General features: G+C 36.1%; 15 protein-coding genes. All 15 read left to right on the top strand.

Annotated features, from left to right (window positions below; all coding sequences use genetic code 11):
* Positions 1-74: 74 nt before the first annotated feature.
* From AC0OM3_RS05140 to AC0OM3_RS05210, 15 genes are read left to right on the top strand one after another with little or no spacing between them, the layout of a single operon-like run.
* Entirely contained in the window at positions 75-386 is a 312-nt protein-coding gene (locus tag AC0OM3_RS05140) for a P27 family phage terminase small subunit (protein WP_000301142.1), read from the top strand.
* Positions 383-2,050: a terminase TerL endonuclease subunit gene (locus AC0OM3_RS05145; RefSeq protein WP_474211143.1), complete on the top strand. Its 1,668-nt coding sequence runs from the start codon at positions 383-385 to the stop codon at positions 2,048-2,050. The genes AC0OM3_RS05140 and AC0OM3_RS05145 overlap by 4 nt, the downstream gene beginning before the upstream one ends.
* Before the next feature lie 8 nt (positions 2,051-2,058).
* Entirely contained in the window at positions 2,059-3,204 is a 1,146-nt protein-coding gene (locus AC0OM3_RS05150; RefSeq protein WP_474211145.1) for a phage portal protein, read from the top strand.
* Positions 3,204-3,947: a head maturation protease, ClpP-related gene (locus tag AC0OM3_RS05155; protein WP_474211146.1), complete on the top strand. Its 744-nt coding sequence runs from the start codon at positions 3,204-3,206 to the stop codon at positions 3,945-3,947. Before AC0OM3_RS05150 ends, AC0OM3_RS05155 begins: the two co-directional genes overlap by 1 nt.
* Positions 3,948-3,950: 3 nt before the next feature.
* Positions 3,951-5,102: a phage major capsid protein gene (locus AC0OM3_RS05160; RefSeq protein ID WP_044798067.1), complete on the top strand. Its 1,152-nt coding sequence runs from the start codon at positions 3,951-3,953 to the stop codon at positions 5,100-5,102.
* 5 nt (positions 5,103-5,107) lie between these two features.
* The gene (locus AC0OM3_RS05165; RefSeq protein ID WP_000450783.1) at positions 5,108-5,401 is read left to right on the top strand and encodes a hypothetical protein; all 294 of its coding nucleotides are present in this window, start codon (positions 5,108-5,110) and stop codon (positions 5,399-5,401) included.
* A gap of 1 nt (position 5,402) precedes the next feature.
* Positions 5,403-5,756 (top strand): phage head closure protein, encoded by a 354-nt coding sequence (locus AC0OM3_RS05170; RefSeq protein ID WP_001247293.1) that lies wholly within the window; start codon positions 5,403-5,405, stop codon positions 5,754-5,756.
* Position 5,757: 1 nt separating this feature from the next.
* Complete coding sequence (locus tag AC0OM3_RS05175) at positions 5,758-6,102, top strand: HK97 gp10 family phage protein (RefSeq protein WP_474211147.1); 345 nt, start codon at positions 5,758-5,760, stop codon at positions 6,100-6,102.
* Positions 6,099-6,434 carry a hypothetical protein gene (locus AC0OM3_RS05180; RefSeq protein WP_000176452.1) on the top strand — a complete coding sequence of 112 codons (336 nt, stop codon included), beginning with the start codon at positions 6,099-6,101 and terminating at the stop codon, positions 6,432-6,434. Before AC0OM3_RS05175 ends, AC0OM3_RS05180 begins: the two co-directional genes overlap by 4 nt.
* Positions 6,435-7,022 carry a major tail protein gene (locus AC0OM3_RS05185; RefSeq protein WP_001004907.1) on the top strand — a complete coding sequence of 196 codons (588 nt, stop codon included), beginning with the start codon at positions 6,435-6,437 and terminating at the stop codon, positions 7,020-7,022.
* Between the two features lie 4 nt (positions 7,023-7,026).
* Positions 7,027-7,389 carry a hypothetical protein gene (locus tag AC0OM3_RS05190; protein WP_000415912.1) on the top strand — a complete coding sequence of 121 codons (363 nt, stop codon included), beginning with the start codon at positions 7,027-7,029 and terminating at the stop codon, positions 7,387-7,389.
* 53 nt (positions 7,390-7,442) lie between these two features.
* A complete protein-coding gene (locus AC0OM3_RS05195) occupies positions 7,443-7,604 on the top strand; it encodes a hypothetical protein (RefSeq protein ID WP_000477703.1) in 162 nt (53 codons plus the stop codon).
* Positions 7,605-7,621: 17 nt separating this feature from the next.
* Positions 7,622-11,248: a phage tail tape measure protein gene (locus AC0OM3_RS05200; RefSeq protein WP_474211149.1), complete on the top strand. Its 3,627-nt coding sequence runs from the start codon at positions 7,622-7,624 to the stop codon at positions 11,246-11,248.
* Between the two features lie 41 nt (positions 11,249-11,289).
* A complete protein-coding gene (locus AC0OM3_RS05205) occupies positions 11,290-12,765 on the top strand; it encodes a distal tail protein Dit (protein WP_474211151.1) in 1,476 nt (491 codons plus the stop codon).
* Positions 12,762-17,081: a phage tail spike protein gene (locus AC0OM3_RS05210; protein ID WP_474211152.1), complete on the top strand. Its 4,320-nt coding sequence runs from the start codon at positions 12,762-12,764 to the stop codon at positions 17,079-17,081. The genes AC0OM3_RS05205 and AC0OM3_RS05210 overlap by 4 nt, the downstream gene beginning before the upstream one ends.
* Positions 17,082-17,089 lie beyond the last annotated feature (8 nt).

The following is a 17,089-nucleotide window of genomic DNA, read 5'->3' on the forward strand; positions in this document are numbered from 1 at the left end:
TCTAAGGGGCACCGGAGGAGGGGGTTAACTGTCAGTTTTTTTTCGATTTTACGCACGTAAGGGGGGGTGGGTAGATGGCTGTTAGTATTGTGAGGTTAAAAGAACAGCTTATGAATAGTATTGATATTACAGATTTAGTCGAAGTTGAAAAGGTAGAAAGATATATTGATCTTGTAAAAGCATTTAGAAAAATAAATAAAACTATTAATAAAGAAGGCGAGTCCGTAACGATAAAAAACGGTTCTCAAGTTTTTGTTAAAGCCCACCCTCTTATAAGTGAGAGGAATAAAATTAACAGTTCATTAATTGCTTTGGGAAGAGATATAAAACTTTCTCCTAAAGTTGGTGCTTCTAATTCGGGTTACAGTCCAAGTGATTTAGTATGATTAGGCAAAAATATGTAGATGAATACATTGAACTTTATAGAAGTGGTAAAGTAAAGTTCAACACTGAAAGAGAACTGTTAATTGAATACCTGGAAAAATACGTTTTAAATAGAGACGACTTGTATTTTGATGATGAAATGATCGAGAAGTGTATCCGCTTTGGTGAAAAGTGGTACTTTCCATTACAGTCATTTCAAAAATTCTTAATAGCATTCGTCTTTTTATTTTATAAGAAAAATGGCCGTGTATTTTATCGTAAATTCTTGTGGATGCTTGGCCGTGGCGGCGGTAAAAATGGTTTAATGACAGTTATTCTTCACTTTTTAATAAGCGAATTACATGGCATTCCTGAATATAACATTTCCGTTGTTGCAAACAGTGAAGAGCAAGCAAAAACAAGCCCAGATGAAATTCATAAATGTATTAAAAGAAATGAAGTTTTACAAAGAGCTTTTAAAACAACATTAACACAAACCATTTCGAAATCGACTGGAAGTGTAGTGAAGTTTAGAACATCAAACGGAGACACAAAAGATGGTCTTCGCGATGGCGCTGTAATGTTTGATGAAGTCCATCAATATGAAAGCAATAAAGATGTCCGTGTTCACATCAGTGGTTTGGGAAAAAAGAAAAATCCGCGTGAGTTTTACATTGGTACAGATGGATATGTAAGAGATGGATTCTTAGATAAATTAAAAGAAAAGGCAATGAAAGTTTTAAAGGGTGAAGCCCGTCCGAATGCGCTGTTCCCTTTCATCTGTAAATTAAATGATGAAAAAGAAGTTGATGAAATCGATAATTGGGAAATGGCGAATCCAATGTTATCTCAGCCGTTAAGTGAGTATGCTGAAGGCTTACTTGAAACAATAAAAGAAGAGTATGAGGATTTAGAGGAGGATCCAAGTAACCGAGAAGAGTTCATGACAAAGCGAATGAACTTACCTGTTACAAATTTAGAAAGGTCCGTTGCAAAATGGTCAGAAATTCTTGCTACAAATCGTCCTTTTCCTGATTTATATGCTCAAGAATGCATAGGGGCGTTAGACTTTGCAAGTATTCGGGACTTTGCAGCATGTGGTCTTTTATTTAGACAAAATGGGGAATACATTTTTAAAACTCATTCCTTCGTACGAAAAGAATTTGTTGATATCTATTACGGATATTCTAAAAAAGCAGGCGAGTTCAAGAAACAAAAATTCGCTCCAATTAAAGAGTGGGAAGAGCAAGGATTACTAACAGTTGTTGATGAACCGACTATTAATCCTCAACACATTGTTGATTGGTTTGTAGAAATGCGAGAACAATATGGGATTAAAAAAATTATAGCGGATAACTTCCGTATGGAAGCAATAAGACCACTATTAGTAGCAGAAGGATTTGAAATAGAAGTTATACGAAACCCAAAAGCAATTCATAGTTTGTTAGCTCCACGTATTGAAATGGCATTTGCGAATAAACAAATTGTTTTTGATGATAATCCGCTAATGCGTTGGTATACACAAAATGTATTGGTTGTTATCAAAGCTGATGGAAATAAAATATATGAAAAGAAAGAGCCCGTTCGTAGAAAAACAGACGGGTTTCAGTGTTTTGTTCATGCTCTTTATCGGGCGGATGAGATACAAGAAGCTACTGATTTTGTTATAGGCAATATTAAATTCTAATAAAGGGGGTGATAACCATTGGATGGTTAGGTTCAGTATTTAAAAGAAATAAAGAACTAGAATTCATGTTGGATCTGGACATAATAACTGATACTGCAAACAGGCTTCATATGAAACGATTGGCAATTGATACATGCGTTTCATTTTTAGGAAGAACGATTAGTCAATCTGAATTTAGAATAAGAAATGGTAAAGCATTTAAGAAGAATGAGCTTTATTATCGATTAAACGTAAGACCAAACAAGAATATGACCGCAAGTACCTTTTGGGAACGGTTTGTTCGAAAACTTATTTATGATAATGAGTGTTTAGTTATACAAGCAGATGATGGTGATTTACTTATTGCAGATGGATTTCAACATAATGAGTACGCTGTGTTTGAAGATACTTTTACGGATGTAAGGGTAAAAGATTATACGTTTAAGAGAAGTTTTAAGCAAAGCGAAGTTATTCATTTGAAGTATCGAAATGATAAATTAACCCCACTTATTGATGGATTATTTGCAGATTATGGGGATTTGTTCGGCAGAATATTAAACTCTCAAAAACGTAAAAATCAAGTTCGTGGAACAGTTGATATGGATATGATTGGTGCTAAAACTGAGGAACAAATAGCAAAGTTACAAGAGTTTATAGACAACATGTATAAGTCAATTGGTTCAAAAGATATAGCTATTGTTCCACAGCAAAAAGGTATTAATTATAACGAGATATACAATGGTGTTGCAAATGGCCCTAGTGTGGAAGAAATCAATAAAGTAACAAATGGTTTCTTAAATCAAGTAGCTATGGCAATCGGTATTCCTATAGCTTTGATATATGGAGAAATGGCTGATGTAGAAAAGCAAACGAAAAATTATATGCTTTTCACAGTACGACCATTATTAAAAAAACTATCTGATGAAGCGAACGTTAAATTCTTTGAAATGAGTGAATATCTTTTGGGACAAAAAATTGAGGTTAAAGCTGTTTCCTACCAAAGTATATTTGAGCTTGCGACAAGTATTGATAAGCTCATTTCTTCAAGTGCATTTACAGGAAATGAAATTCGTTCAGAAGTAGATTATGAAGAGTCAGGTGATCCAAACCTAAATGTCCATCATATTACGAAGAACTATACAAAATTAAATGAATCTGAAGGGGGTGAGAAATGATGGAACATGTGAATATGAGTAAGCTTTTGAATTTAAAACGAGACATTCGTTTTGAAGCTAAAGGTGAAAATGAATATAAATTAACTGTTTATGGATCAATTGGTGGGTGGTTTAGTGAAAATAATGCTGAAGCAGTAAGAAGAAAAATTCAAGATGTTAAAGCAGAAAAAATTCACGTTCATATTAATTCGGGTGGAGGTTCCGCATTCGATGGTGTAGCAATTTGTAATCAGTTAAAGCAGCATAGTGCAGAAATTATAGTTCATATTGATGGTTGGGCAGCTAGTGCCGCATCTGTAATTGCAATGGCAGGAGACAGAATTATTATGCCTAGTAATACTATGATGATGATTCACCAAGCAAGTACCTTTGAATATGGAAACGCAGATCTTTTTGAAAAAACAGCAAGAGATTTACGAAAGATTGATTCAGCTTTAGCAGGATCTTATAAGAAACGTTTTGTTGGAACAGATGAAGAATTAAAACAACTTTTAAAAGATGAAACTTGGCTAACAGCAGAGGAAGCAGTGGCTCTTGGTTTAGCTGATGAAATTGCAGATGAAATTGAAATTGATGATACGCAAGAGGATGAAGAGGAGGAAGTTGTAGAAAATTTAAAAGAAAGTTTAGTAGCTAAGTATACGAAACAACAAAATAATCAAAATCCAAAAGAGTTTATTCAAGAGCCTGTTCATACAAAACAGAATTTGAGTACGCTCTTTTTAACATTAGGAGGAAAATAAAATATGGTTATCAAGTTTAATAATTTTGAAGAAAAGAAACTAGCATTTGCAAAAGCTACACAGGAAGGTACAGCAGAAGAGCAATCAGTAGCATTGAACTCCATGATTGAAGCACTTGCTACAGATGTAAGAACAGATATTTTAAATCAAGTGAATGAATCAATGGTAGATCGTTCTATTATGCAATCTCGCGGTGCTAATGTATTAACAAGTGAAGAAATGAAGTTCTTTAATGCAGTTGTGGAAGAAGGCGGCTTTAAGTCTACTGAAACTTTACCTAAGACAACCCAAGAACGTATTTTTGATGATTTAGTTGAAGATCATCCTTTCCTAAAACATATCGGTCTTGAAAATCTGGGTGCAGTAACAGAATTTATTTATGGAGATCCAGAAGGCGCAGCGGTATGGGGACCATTATTTGATGGTATTAAAGGTCAATTAAATGCTACATTCCGTAAAGATAGCATTTCCCAACTTAAATTGACGGCATTTATTCCATTAGCAAATGACATGTTGAAACTTGGGCCTGTATGGGTAGAACGTTATGTTCGTACAATGATTACAGAAGCGATGAAAGTAGGTTTAGAACGTGGATTTGTAGCTGGTACAGGTAAAAATGAACCTATTGGGTTATTAAAAGATCCAAGTGGAAGTGTTGTGAATGGAGTATATCCAGATAAAAAGCCAGTAGGCACTTTAACGTTCGAGCCAGGCCGCAAAACAATCAATGAATTAAAAGGTGTTGTTAAACTACTAGCTAAAAAGTTAAATGCTGATGGTTCAGACGCAGATCGACCAAAAAATATTGCTGGTAAAGTAGTTATGGTAACTAATCCGTTTGATACTTTTGATATTCAAGCAAACGCGACAATTCAAAATGCGGCTGGAGTATATGTAACTAGTTTGCCATTTAATCCAATTCTTACAGAGTCAGTGTTTGTACCTCAAGGAAAAGTATTATTCTTTGTTAAAGGTCAATATGTTGCAGCAATGGGTGGAACAGAGCCAATCAAGAAGTATGAAGAAACATTAGCTTTAGAAGATGCAACTGTTTATATTGCTAAACAATATGCTACAGGTAAACCGAAGGATAAATACACTTCACAAGTTTACACATTAAAGCTTGAAGAAGTAACACCACCGACTGAAGGGTGATGTAAATGGAAACAGTAATTTCAGACGAAATAATACAGCAGTTCAAAGATAGGATGCACTTGGGTGATGATGAAGACGATAACCTAAAGCGCATCCTTTTTGCATCCAATGAAGCTTTATTAAAAGTATGTGGATTGTATGACATAAACAAAGATGAGACGTTCAAAGAATTAGTTTTTGAACGTTCTCGTTATGCTTATAATGATGCACTTGAGTATTTTACTAAAAACTTTTTAACCGAAATTAATAGTTTTGGTATTGCAAAAGCATTAGAAGAAATCAAATTGGACGGTGAGTAATATGCGTCCTTTTCAGTATAAAAAACCACTGAATACAGGTGACTTTAGAAATCGAATTCGCATTGAACAACCTGAAATAATAAAAGATGAATTGAATCAAGCAATTGAAACAGGTAATTGGGAAGAAGTTAAAAGTGCATGGGCAATGATAAAAACGGTGAAAGGATCTGAGTATATTGAAGCTTCAGCTTCACAGTCTACACGAATTTATCGGTTTGTAATTCCTTATACAACAGGTATTACAGAATTAATGCGAATTAATATGAAGAATCGTATCTTTGACATTATCGAACCGCCAATGAATGATGATGAAATGTATCAAACATTGACTATTATCGCAAAGGAGCATGTTTAATATGAGTAATTTTGCGAGTGATCTTGCAAGAGAATTGCAAAGATATGTAAATGTTGTGGAAGAAGAATTAACAACTGCACAAGAAGATGTAGCTGATATTGCTGTAAACAAGTTAAGACAAAATAGTCCTAAAAAAACAGGTGGTTATCGTAAAGGTTGGCGTAAGAAAAAAGTAGATAAAGCCGTTGTTATCCATAATACAAAAGGGCAATTAACGCATCTTTTAGAAAATGGCCATGCGAAAGCTAGTGGTGGCCGAGTACCGGAGAAAGTGCATATTCGTCCCGTTGAAGAGTATGTAATTGATGAATTGCCAAAACGTATTGAAAGGGCAATTGAATCATGACATTAACATTAGGAGAATTTATAAAAATTCTTGAAGCTACAGGCTATCCTGTGGCTTATTCGCATTTCATAGCAACACCAGGTAATCCAGTTCCGGCGCCACCGTATATCTGTTTTCTTGTGGATGGGTCAGCAAATTTAATGGCTGATAACAAGGTGTATCACAAGATAAATGATGTAAATATAGAGCTTTATACAACTAAGAAAGATGTAGTTGCGGAAGCCAAGCTAGAACAAGTTCTAGATGATCACGAGATTCCTTATGACTCGTATGGGACTTTTATTGAATCTGAAAATATGTATCAAAAATTTTATGAAACGAGGTTGATATAAATGAATGAAAATAAAGTAGCATTTGGTTTAAAGAATGTCCATTATGCGCTTTTCGATATTAAAGATGGTGTAGTTACATTTAATACACCAATTCCATTACCTGGTGCGGTTGAATTAACGTTTGATCCACGAGGGGATTTAATTGAATTCTACGCTGATGACATGCTTTATTACGCTGCAAGTAATAACCAAGGGTATGATGGAACGCTTTCTATTGCGACTATTCCGGAACAATTTGCAATTGATGCACTAGGAGAGGAATTAGACGAAGAAGATGGTGTGTTAAATGAGTTAGCGGATGCTAAAGGAAAATCATTTGCATTATTATTTGAATTTGATGGCGATGTACGAGCAACTCGACACGTTATGTTTAACTGTTCTGCAAGTCGTCCAACACTTGCATCTAAAACGAAAACAAATTCAGCGGAGCCAAATACAAATGAACTTAAATTTGTATCCAGCCCTATTGATATTAATGGAAAACGTATGGTTAAAACGAAAACTACTACTAAATCAAAAACAGATATTTATAATAATTGGTACAAAAAAGTGTATACAAAAGTACCTGCATTACCAAAAGGAGCGTAAGTAGATGGAAAAGACAATTACAATAGACGGAAAACAGGTTAAATTAAAAGCTAATGCAGCATCAGCCAAGCGATATAAGGCGCAATTTAGACGGGATTTATTTGCCGATATGTTTAAATTAGGAGCTATAGGTACATTCGCTTCGCAAGATGCAACAGAAGGCACTATTGATTTTTCTAACTTAGATTTCGATAAAGTAGATTTTGAAGTTTGTTACGATTTAGTTTGGTTATACGCTAAAACAGCTGATCCTGAAATTCCAGACCCGATGACTTGGTTAGAAGGGTTTGATGAGTTTCCTATTTACGATATAATGCCGGAAATTAATGAGATGGTTCAAAAAACAATGGGAGCAAAAAAAAAGTAAAGAAAATTAATGAAGAGCAAGGGACTTTCAGTGATGAAGAATTAAGCACTGAATTGTTCCTTGCTCTTTGCTATGAAGCAAAGCTTACATATTGGGACTTAGAAGTGATGACGATTGGTGATTGTTTTGATTATATCGCTGAGTATGCTGAAATGAAAAATCCAGGAAAAGAAAAAGTTCGAAAAGCAACTCAAGAAGACTTTAATGCTTTCTAAGAAAAAGGGGTGAGATAATGGCAGGAGGGAAAATTAAAGGAATTACGATTGAAATTGGAGGGAATACGCAGCCGTTACAAAATGCCTTAAAAGACGTGAATAAGCAAAGTGATTCTTTGACTAAAGAGTTAAAAGATGTTGACCGTTTATTAAAGTTTGATCCCAGTAACGTTGAGGCACTTGCTCAAAAGCAACAGTTGCTTACACAACAAATTGAAAAAACTACACAAAAGCTCGATAAATTAAAAGAAGCGGAGCAACAGGTTCAAGAGCAATTTCAAAATGGGAAAATCTCAGAAGAGCAGTATCGCGCATTTAGGCGTGAAATTGAATTTACACAAGGGTCACTTGATGGTCTGAAAAACAAGCTCGGTAATATGAAAGCCGAACAAGAAAATGTGGCAAGTTCAACACGACAATTAGAAACTTTATTTAGTGCTACAGGAAAAAGTGTTGATGATTTTGCGAGCGCATTAGGTAATCGTCTTGTAAATGCAATTAAAAGTGGATCGGCTACAAGTCGACAGTTAGAACAAGCAATTGGTCTTATTGGTCGTGAAGCTTTAGGAACTGAAGCTGATATTGAAAAATTACAACGTGCCCTCCGATCTGTGGATGCCGGAAACTCTATTCAACAAGTACAAAATGAGTTAAGAGACTTACAACAAGAAGCTGGCAGAACCGAGAAGAAGTTTGAAGGTCTAAAAGTAGGATTAGAGAATGTTATCGGTGGATTAGCAGCTGGTGGTGGAATTGCGACAGCTGTTGAAAAAGCACTTGATATTTCAAAATTGAAAACCAAAATTGATATATCTTTTGATGTCCCTGAATCCTCGAAAAAATCAGTAGAAGAAGCAATAAGAGGGGTAACAGCTTATGGAGTGGATGCTGAAGAATCACTTGCTGGTGTACGTAGGCAATGGGCTTTAAATAAAGATATTAGTGATGAAGCGAATGCATCTATCGTTAAAGGTGCAGCAACAATCGCGCAATCCTATGAAGGTATAGATTTTACAGAGTTGATTCAAGAAACCTATGAAATAGGAAATGAATTAGGAATAACGCAAGATAGTGCTCTTGGCATGGTTGATGCTTTGTTAAAAATGGGATTTCCGCCAGAACAGTTAGACATCATTGCTGAATATGGTAGCCAGCTAACCCGTGCGGGCTTTAAAGCTGAGGAAGTCCAAGCGATTATGGAAGCTGGTGTTGAAACTGGTAGTTGGAATATTGATAATCTTTTAGACGGACTGAAAGAAGGGAGGATTCAATTAACTGAATTCGCACAAGGAGCTGATAAGGCTTTAAAAGAAGCGCTTGACGGTTCTGGTATTGCGACTGAACAAATAGAAAAATGGGGAGCATCTGTCGCTAAAGGCGGAAGAGATGGCGCAGCAGCGATGGTAGAAGTAGCTAAAGCTATTGACGGAATAGAAGACCCAGTTAAGAAAAATCAGGTTGGGGTCAAAGTTCTAGCCACTATGTTTGAAGATCAAGGTCAAAATTTAACAAACACTTTAATTGAAGCTTCTAAGAAAACAAAAGATCTTCAACAAAACCAAGACAACTTAAATGAATCTGTTAAAAAATTAGATGCAAATCCAGCAGTAAAGTTCCAAAAAGCGATGGGCGATTTACAAATGGCTCTTGAACCTATACTAGGAGTAATTGCTGATGTTGTTGCTAGTATTGCTGATTGGATTTCTAATAATCCAGAATTAGCAGCGACATTAGCAGCAGTTGCAACGGCTATTGGAGTAATTTCAGGGGCACTTATGGCTATTGCACCAATTGTTGTATCGGTCATGGGGGTATTTGAAATTGGGGCCGCCGCGGCACTAGGTATAGTTGCTATTGTTCCTATTATCATAGCCGCTATAGTTGCTCTAGGAGTGGCTATTTATAAAAACTGGGATGATATTAAAAATTGGACAATAGAAGCATGGGATTCTATTAAAGAGTACTTAGTAGAGCTTTGGGACGGGATATCCCAATCCTGTAGTGAAGCATGGTCTTCATTTTTAGAAGCAATGCATGAATTTTTTGATCCGATAGGTCAATTTTTTAGTGATTTATGGGAGGGTGTAAAGCAGGCGTGTAGCGATGCATGGAATTCTACTGTTGAATTCTTTTCTGAAGCATGGTCTTCTTTCATAGAAATGATGCATAGTTTCTTTGATCCGATAGGTGAATTCTTTAGTAGTTTATGGTCTGGCATTGTTGAAACTGCTTCCTCTTGGTGGTCCTCTTTAGTTGAAACGGCGTCTGAATTGTGGGGAACATTAACGCAAGCATGGCAAGAAACATGGGATACAATTCTTACTGTTTTAGATCCAATTATTTCGGCAGTTTCTACCGTTTTAGAAGCTGGTTGGTTGTTAATACAGGCAGGTGTACAAATCGCATGGGCAGCAATCTGTCAATATATTATTCAACCAATTCAGGAAGCTTACGACTGGGTAAGTACACAAATCGGTGAAATGGTCACTTGGCTTGGTACGCAATGGGAAATTGCAAAAGCTATGGCACAAATTGCTTGGGGACTATTTAAGCAATATATTATTCAACCTGTTCTAGACACTTGGAACTTAGTAAAAGAAAAGTTCAGTGATTTAGTTTCTTGGCTAAATTCACAATGGGAGACAGTTAAATCATATACATCAGCAGCATGGGGGTTATTTAAACAATATATTATAAAACCTGTACAAGATACTTGGAATTTAGTAAAAGAAAAGTTTAGTGATTTATCCAATTGGATGTTAGGAATTTGGGCGAAAATAAAAGGCTATACACTTGAAGCATGGAAGATGGTTTACACATACATCGTTGAACCAGTTATTTCAGCTTATAATTCTGCAAAAGAGAAATTCAATGATATGTACAACACAGCACGGGAAAAATTTGAATCTGTTAAGAATGCAGCTCAAGAAAAATTTGAAGCGGCAAAACATTTTATTATAGATCCAATTAAAGATGCAGTTGACAGTATAGAAAAATTCATTGGAAAGATTAAAGGATTCTTTAGTGACTTGAAGTTGAAAATTCCAAAACCAGAAATGCCACCTCTTCCACACTTCAGCTTACAAACAAGCACGAAAAATATTTTAGGTAAAGATATTACATTTCCGTCAGGAGTTAATATTGATTGGCGTGCAAAAGGTGGTATCTTTACTAAACCAACTATCTTTGGAATGAATGGCGGAAACTTGCAAGGTGCAGGGGAAGCGGGGCGAGAAGCAGTGCTTCCGCTGAATAAAAAGACACTTGGAGATATTGGTGCAGGAATTGTGGCAGCCATGCCACGACAACAATTTGCTATGCCGGGAGAAATAAATCAACTAATGGGTGACATGAGCCGTATGATGGCTAGTTCTGTGAGTCAATTATCAGGATTAAGGAGTATCATGAGTGGTGTGTATGGAAGCATGTCAAATAGTAGACAAGCTATGGCAAGCAGCGTATCAAATCAAGTGATTAATTACGGATATGGTTCGTCTTCTAGTGGTGGGGTTATTCCAATGCTTGGTGGAGATTTAGTTATTGAAGTACCTGTTAATTTAGAAGGAAGAGACGTGGCACGCGGTACTTATCGCTATACAACCGAGTATCAAGAAAGAGAAGCAAAAAGAAACTCAGCCTTTTAGGTTTGGGTTTCTTTTATCTTATAAAGAAATGAGGTGTTGGCATGAGTTCTTTTACTTTTAACAACCAACGAAAGGAGTACATTCAAATAGAAAAGGGATGGAGTCCACCAACATGGGCACCTCTAAAACGCAATTTCTTAAAAACACCTGGATATCCTGGTGCAAGATTATTAGGAACAGAAACGGATCCTCGTCCACTTCCTGTCCCTGTAGGAATTATCGTTCCAGATGGAACAGATTTAGAAACGTTAAAAGAAGAAATAGCAGCATGGTTAATTACAGAAGAAGCAGTTGAGCTAGTATTTGATGCAACCCCTGATAGAACATATTTAGCTATAATTGATGAGGATTTTAATCCTGATGATTTCGTTACGTTAGGTAAAGGCACTTTGAAATTTATTTGTCCAATGCCTTATAAATTAGGACCTACCCGAACAGTAGAATTTCAAACAGGTGCGCTTGGGTTAACGGCAAACGTTCAAAACAAAGGAACTGTTCATTCTAATCCTATTATTGAGATTGACATTACGAAACCAAACACTTTTTTAGATGTATGGTTTGGCGGGGTATCCTTAAGTGATCGAGATTATTTTCGTATCGGTATGCCACTAAAAACTGTAGAAAAGCCTGTGGAAAGGAATCAACGTATAGTATGGGATGAAATGGCCACTACTGTTGGATGGAGTAAAGTCAGTTCAATGGAAGATGGTGAACCGATTGGTGAAATGAAATCAGATAAATACCAATTCTATTGTTCTGATTTTGGGACTGGAACGGGAAAAGGATGGCACGGTGCAGCTGTCAAAAAGAGTATACCTGGTGGTCCAGTACAAGATTTTATTATGCAAGCCTACGTTACATGTAAGAGTAAGAAAATCAATGAAATGGGCCGAGTTGAGATAGCGATATTAGACGAAAACAGTAAGGTGCTTTCAAAAATTGCTATGAATGATCTCTTTTGGCAAGCTGAACAAAATTTTGGAACGATGGTTATTGGATACGATAACAAGCCAGGGAAAACAGGGCTGATTTATGAGAGTGGTGATTATCCGAATACATGGAATCAATATTTTGGACGATTGTGGATAGCTAGAACAGGAAATGTATGGGAAGCGTATATTTCGAAATTTCTTCCTGGGACAGAAAAAGATGATTCAGAGCGTTTTGCACGGTGGACAGATGAAAATAACTATCACATGGAAAAAGCAGCTCAAATACAGATTAGCATTATGCAATGGCAGGATGTACCACCAGTAGCAGCAATGTCAGTTAGTGATTTAAAGTTTTGGAAAGTGAATTTAAATACGAAAAACACACCGCCTTATATAGTAGATGTTGGCGATAAAGTCGTAATTGATACCGAAAATAGTCATGTAACGATTGAAGGGAAGGATGCGATTAATATTAAGGACATTTTCAGTAATTTTCCTATCATTAATAAAGGTATGAATACACTAGAAATTATGCCTTATGATATCGGAACAGCAAAGGTTACATATAGGGAGCGATTTAGATGAGAACGCCAAGTGGAGTCTTACATATTATTGATTTTAAAACTAGCCAAATCGTTTCAGCTATACAACCAAAAGATTATTGGGATGATAAACGTCATTGGGAAATCAAGAATAATATCGATACGTTAGAGTTTAAAGTATTTGATAACACGAAATATGCAGCAACACTTATGCAACAAAACTTAGTATTAAAAGAAGTAAGGGATGGGCGTATTGTTCCGTATGTAATCACTGAAGTAGAAAAAGACCCTGACGATAGATCCGTAATTACTTATGCATCAGGTGCATGGATTAATCTTGCTAAAGATGACTATATTCGTCCGCAGAAATTTGAAGGTAAGACAGTAAATGAGTTTATGGATGTTGCTCTTGTAGGTACAAAATGGAAGCGTGGTAAAACGGAGTATGCTGGATTTCATTCTATGACTATTGATGAATTTATAGATCCATTGAGTTTCTTAAAAAAGATTGCTTCCCTATTTGAACTAGAAATTATATACCGTGTTGAAGTAGTTGGTTCTCGAATTGCAGGTTGGTATGTAGACATGGTGAAAAAAAGAGGAAGAGAAACAGGAAAGGAAGTCACGTTAGGTAAAGATTTAGTTGGAATTAAACGTGTTGAAAACTCACAAAACATTTGTACAGCTTTAATTGGCTTTATCAAAAAAGAAGGTGGAGAAGTTCTCACTATCTCAGATATAAATAAGGGTATTCCATATATTGTGGATAACGATGCATTTCAACGTTGGAATGAAAAAGGTAAACACAAATTTGGATTTTATACTCCAGAAACAGAAGAAGATATAACACCAGAACGCTTATTGACTCTTATGAAAACAGAGTTAGCAAAACGCGTGAATACCTCTGTCTCTTATGATGTTCAAGCACAAAGTATAGGGCGTGTATTTGGGCTGGCCCACGAGTTAATCAATGAAGGAGATACAATCCGAATTAAAGATGTTGGATTCACACCTAAGCTTTATTTAGAAGCAAGGGCAATCGCAGGTGATGAATCACATACTGATTCTTCGCAAGATAAATACGCATTTGGTGATTACCGCGAAATTGTTGACCCTAATGATGAGCTACGAAAGATTTACAATCGTATCCTTAGTTCACTAGGTAGTAAGCAAGAACTGATAGATCAGTTAGATAAATTAGTGAAAGATGCAAATGAAACAGCTAATAATGCTAAGAAAGAATCAGAAGTAGCAAAAACACTGGCTGAAAAAGTGCAAGAGAATCTTAAAAATAATGCGGTAAATATTATTGAAGCTAAAAATCAACCGACCGATAATCTTATAGTAGGTAAAACATTATGGCGAGATATTAGCAAAGGTAAACCTGGTATTTTAAAAGTGTGGGACGGTAAAGGTTGGGAGCTTCTTATTCCTGATGTGGAAACTATCAAGAAGGAAACAATGGAGCAGGTTAATAAAGATATCAAACTTACAGAAGAAGAATTAAATAAGAAAGTGGAAGAAGCTCAAAGTGAAACCACTGGACGATTCAAGGAAGTTAAAAATAGTCTTCAAGAAGTTTCGCAAACTATTAAAAATGTACAAAACTTTCAAGGTGAAATTAATAAAACTGTTTCTGAAATGAAACAAACTAACGAGGGTTTTACTAAATCTATTGAATCTTTAACAAAAAAAGACGGTGAAATCACTGGAAAATTAAATACAGTGGCAGAGACTGCTGAAGGTACAGAAAAGACAATCTCTGAGGTGCAGCAAACAACAAATGCTTTAAAGAAAACCACAACTGAAATTACAGAAAAGGCTGGTCAGATTAGTGAGAAGTTGGAGAGTGTAGAAAAGAAAGTTAATAACGATAAAGCTGGAGGACGTAATCTGTTATTAGATTCAAATGCTAAATACGAAAAAACAGATTATCTAATCAATCCATATTCTCTAACCGAAAATTTCTCTACAGGTGAAGAATATACATTTGTAATTAAAGGTAGCGTTCCGAAGGGGCAGAAGTTCGGGATTTGGCAAAATGGCGGTTCGAATAATGTTGGATATGCAACAAGTGTTTATGCGAATGGAATTACCTATGTAACTTTTAAAGCTGTAGCAGCAGCGAGTGGAAATGAAAGAAAGTTGAGTCTGTATAACTTTCCAAGTAACACTACAAAAGCCATTGTAGAATGGGTTGCTTTATATAAAGGTAATAAGCCACAGGATTGGACACCAGCTCCAGAAAATCAAGTAACGAGTGATGAATTCACTAAGAAAACAACCGAGATTGAAAAAAGTGTGGATGGTATTAAAGAAAGTATAAAAACGGTAGAAAAAACACAAACCTCTTTTAATGAACGTGTTAACACTGTAGAAAAGAATGCAGAAGGAACAACTGCAAGTGTTAAGAAATTACAGGAAACACAAACTGAGCAAGGGAAAACATTAACTCAGGCGGCCACAACGATACAGCAACACTCTGAAGCATTGAAATTAACAATGAAAAAGAAAGATGTTGAGGATTATGTAGGCGGTTTAGGTACTGTCAACGAGTTGCGTGATGCTGATTTTAAGTTAGGACAGAAATATTGGTTTTGGAATAGCGGTAATGGGGCTATTGGTTCTGTTGATACGAATTTAAAATACAAAGGTATGAATACATTTGCAATTACCGTTACTGGCCAGACTCAGGATCGTTGGTGGGGACTTACAAGCCAATTCATTGAGTGTCAGGTTAACGAAGAATTTGTTGCATCAGGTTATTTCAATACTGATGGGAAAACACCTATTGATAGTGGTGGTGCATTTATTGAAATTGAATGGTGGACGGGTGACAAAAAAACTCGCATTAAAACAGCTAGAACAAATATCAAGGTTGTAAATCATACATGGGTTCGTGCTGTATGTTCAGATAAAGCGCCAGCCAATACATCGTTTGTGAGATGGCGTTATTATGTTACAAGAAATGGGCGTTTATGGTGTGCTGCACCTATGTTACAACGTGGCACCATAGCTACAGAATTTTGGTTGCATCCGAAAGATCAAACGGATGTTGATAAAATGCTAGAAGATATAGCTAATAGAGTAGCTACCGAGAAATACAATCAGAAAGTTACAGAGTTAGAAAGAAGTATTGGCGCAAATGAAAAAGGTATTACAATCGTTTCTAGAAAACAAGAAACGTTTATAAATGAGACTTATAATGCCTATGCGAGGAAAACGGAATCTAGGTTAGAAGTTTTAGATGAAGGGATTTTAGCGCAGATTTTAAAGGACGGAATTGTCACTGCCATCAATATGTCCCCTGGGAAAATTACAATCAATGCTGCAAAACTGGATATTAATGCAGATACAATGGTCAAATGGCTAACAGCAAAAGGCATTGATACGAATCTTATTAGAATTAACGGTGACAAGATAACCATTGATAAAGATGGTGTAACTGTTAAAATGCTAGACTTCCTATTCCAAGACGAATGGGGAACAAAAACAACTGCGGTATCAAGACGAAACCTAATAGCAGATCCCGATTTTTCTAGTGTTACAAAGAAAAACATTGGACATAACGATTATTATGGGTTTGAAGGTGGATATGGTCTTACTTGGAAGTCCTGGGGAAATGTCGTAATAGAAAAGAATACACATATATTCGATTATGAGCAAATGGTGAATGCTACAAGGGTAGACATGTATAACTATCCAGAAGCAATCGTGAATAATGGCATACATCCCGGAAATGAATACACAGTATCTGCTCACTTTAGAGCATCTATGATAAATGGTGTACGTAAAACAGGGAAACCACGCTTACATGTATGTTGTGTTAAATTCCGAGACAATGTAAGTTACGATATCTGGGATGAACAAAAAATGGACTTTCCTGAGCCGTCTACATTTTATGGAGAAATCAGACGATATTCATTTACCTTTAAAGTGCCGAAAAACTATATTCCACAACAACATGCATTGATTATTAAAGTTTGTTCTGGAAGTGCTGACATGAGACAAGGGACAGCGATTTGTGTAAGTGGTGTAACGCTATACAGTGGCAAATATGCATCTATGTATAATTGGGATCGTGCAGCGGCAGAAAGAGCAGATGGCATTCAGCCGTTTAACGCACTTGCTGTAGGTGGTGTGAATAATAATATAGCTCCCGCGTCAGACGGACAAACGTTTGATATAAGTACAGAAAAGGATATAAAAGTTTTTTCTAATATAAGGGCGATGCAAGGAATTAATTTAGGCGGCGGTGGATTCCAACAATGGGGACATATTCGTTTTGTAGAAGGAAACCGAGGGTTAGGATTCTATGTCTGTAACTCAAATGGATGGCACTTTAATAGTTTAGGATAAAGAAGAAA

This window comes from Bacillus sp. FAU20 (assembly GCF_056033865.1).

Bases quoted from the DNA above. Each gene is read 5' to 3' on its own strand.
- AC0OM3_RS05140 (WP_000301142.1), top strand. From the start codon at position 75: ATGGCTGTTAGTATTGTGAGGTTAAAAGAACAGCTTATGAATAGTATT.
- AC0OM3_RS05145 (WP_474211143.1), top strand. From the start codon at position 383: ATGATTAGGCAAAAATATGTAGATGAATACATTGAACTTTATAGAAGT.
- AC0OM3_RS05155 (WP_474211146.1), top strand. From the start codon at position 3,204: ATGGAACATGTGAATATGAGTAAGCTTTTGAATTTAAAACGAGACATT.
- AC0OM3_RS05160 (WP_044798067.1), top strand. From the start codon at position 3,951: ATGGTTATCAAGTTTAATAATTTTGAAGAAAAGAAACTAGCATTTGCA.
- AC0OM3_RS05165 (WP_000450783.1), top strand. From the start codon at position 5,108: ATGGAAACAGTAATTTCAGACGAAATAATACAGCAGTTCAAAGATAGG.
- AC0OM3_RS05170 (WP_001247293.1), top strand. From the start codon at position 5,403: ATGCGTCCTTTTCAGTATAAAAAACCACTGAATACAGGTGACTTTAGA.
- AC0OM3_RS05175 (WP_474211147.1), top strand. From the start codon at position 5,758: ATGAGTAATTTTGCGAGTGATCTTGCAAGAGAATTGCAAAGATATGTA.
- AC0OM3_RS05180 (WP_000176452.1), top strand. From the start codon at position 6,099: ATGACATTAACATTAGGAGAATTTATAAAAATTCTTGAAGCTACAGGC.
- AC0OM3_RS05185 (WP_001004907.1), top strand. From the start codon at position 6,435: ATGAATGAAAATAAAGTAGCATTTGGTTTAAAGAATGTCCATTATGCG.
- AC0OM3_RS05190 (WP_000415912.1), top strand. From the start codon at position 7,027: ATGGAAAAGACAATTACAATAGACGGAAAACAGGTTAAATTAAAAGCT.
- AC0OM3_RS05200 (WP_474211149.1), top strand. From the start codon at position 7,622: ATGGCAGGAGGGAAAATTAAAGGAATTACGATTGAAATTGGAGGGAAT.
- AC0OM3_RS05205 (WP_474211151.1), top strand. From the start codon at position 11,290: ATGAGTTCTTTTACTTTTAACAACCAACGAAAGGAGTACATTCAAATA.
- AC0OM3_RS05210 (WP_474211152.1), top strand. From the start codon at position 12,762: ATGAGAACGCCAAGTGGAGTCTTACATATTATTGATTTTAAAACTAGC.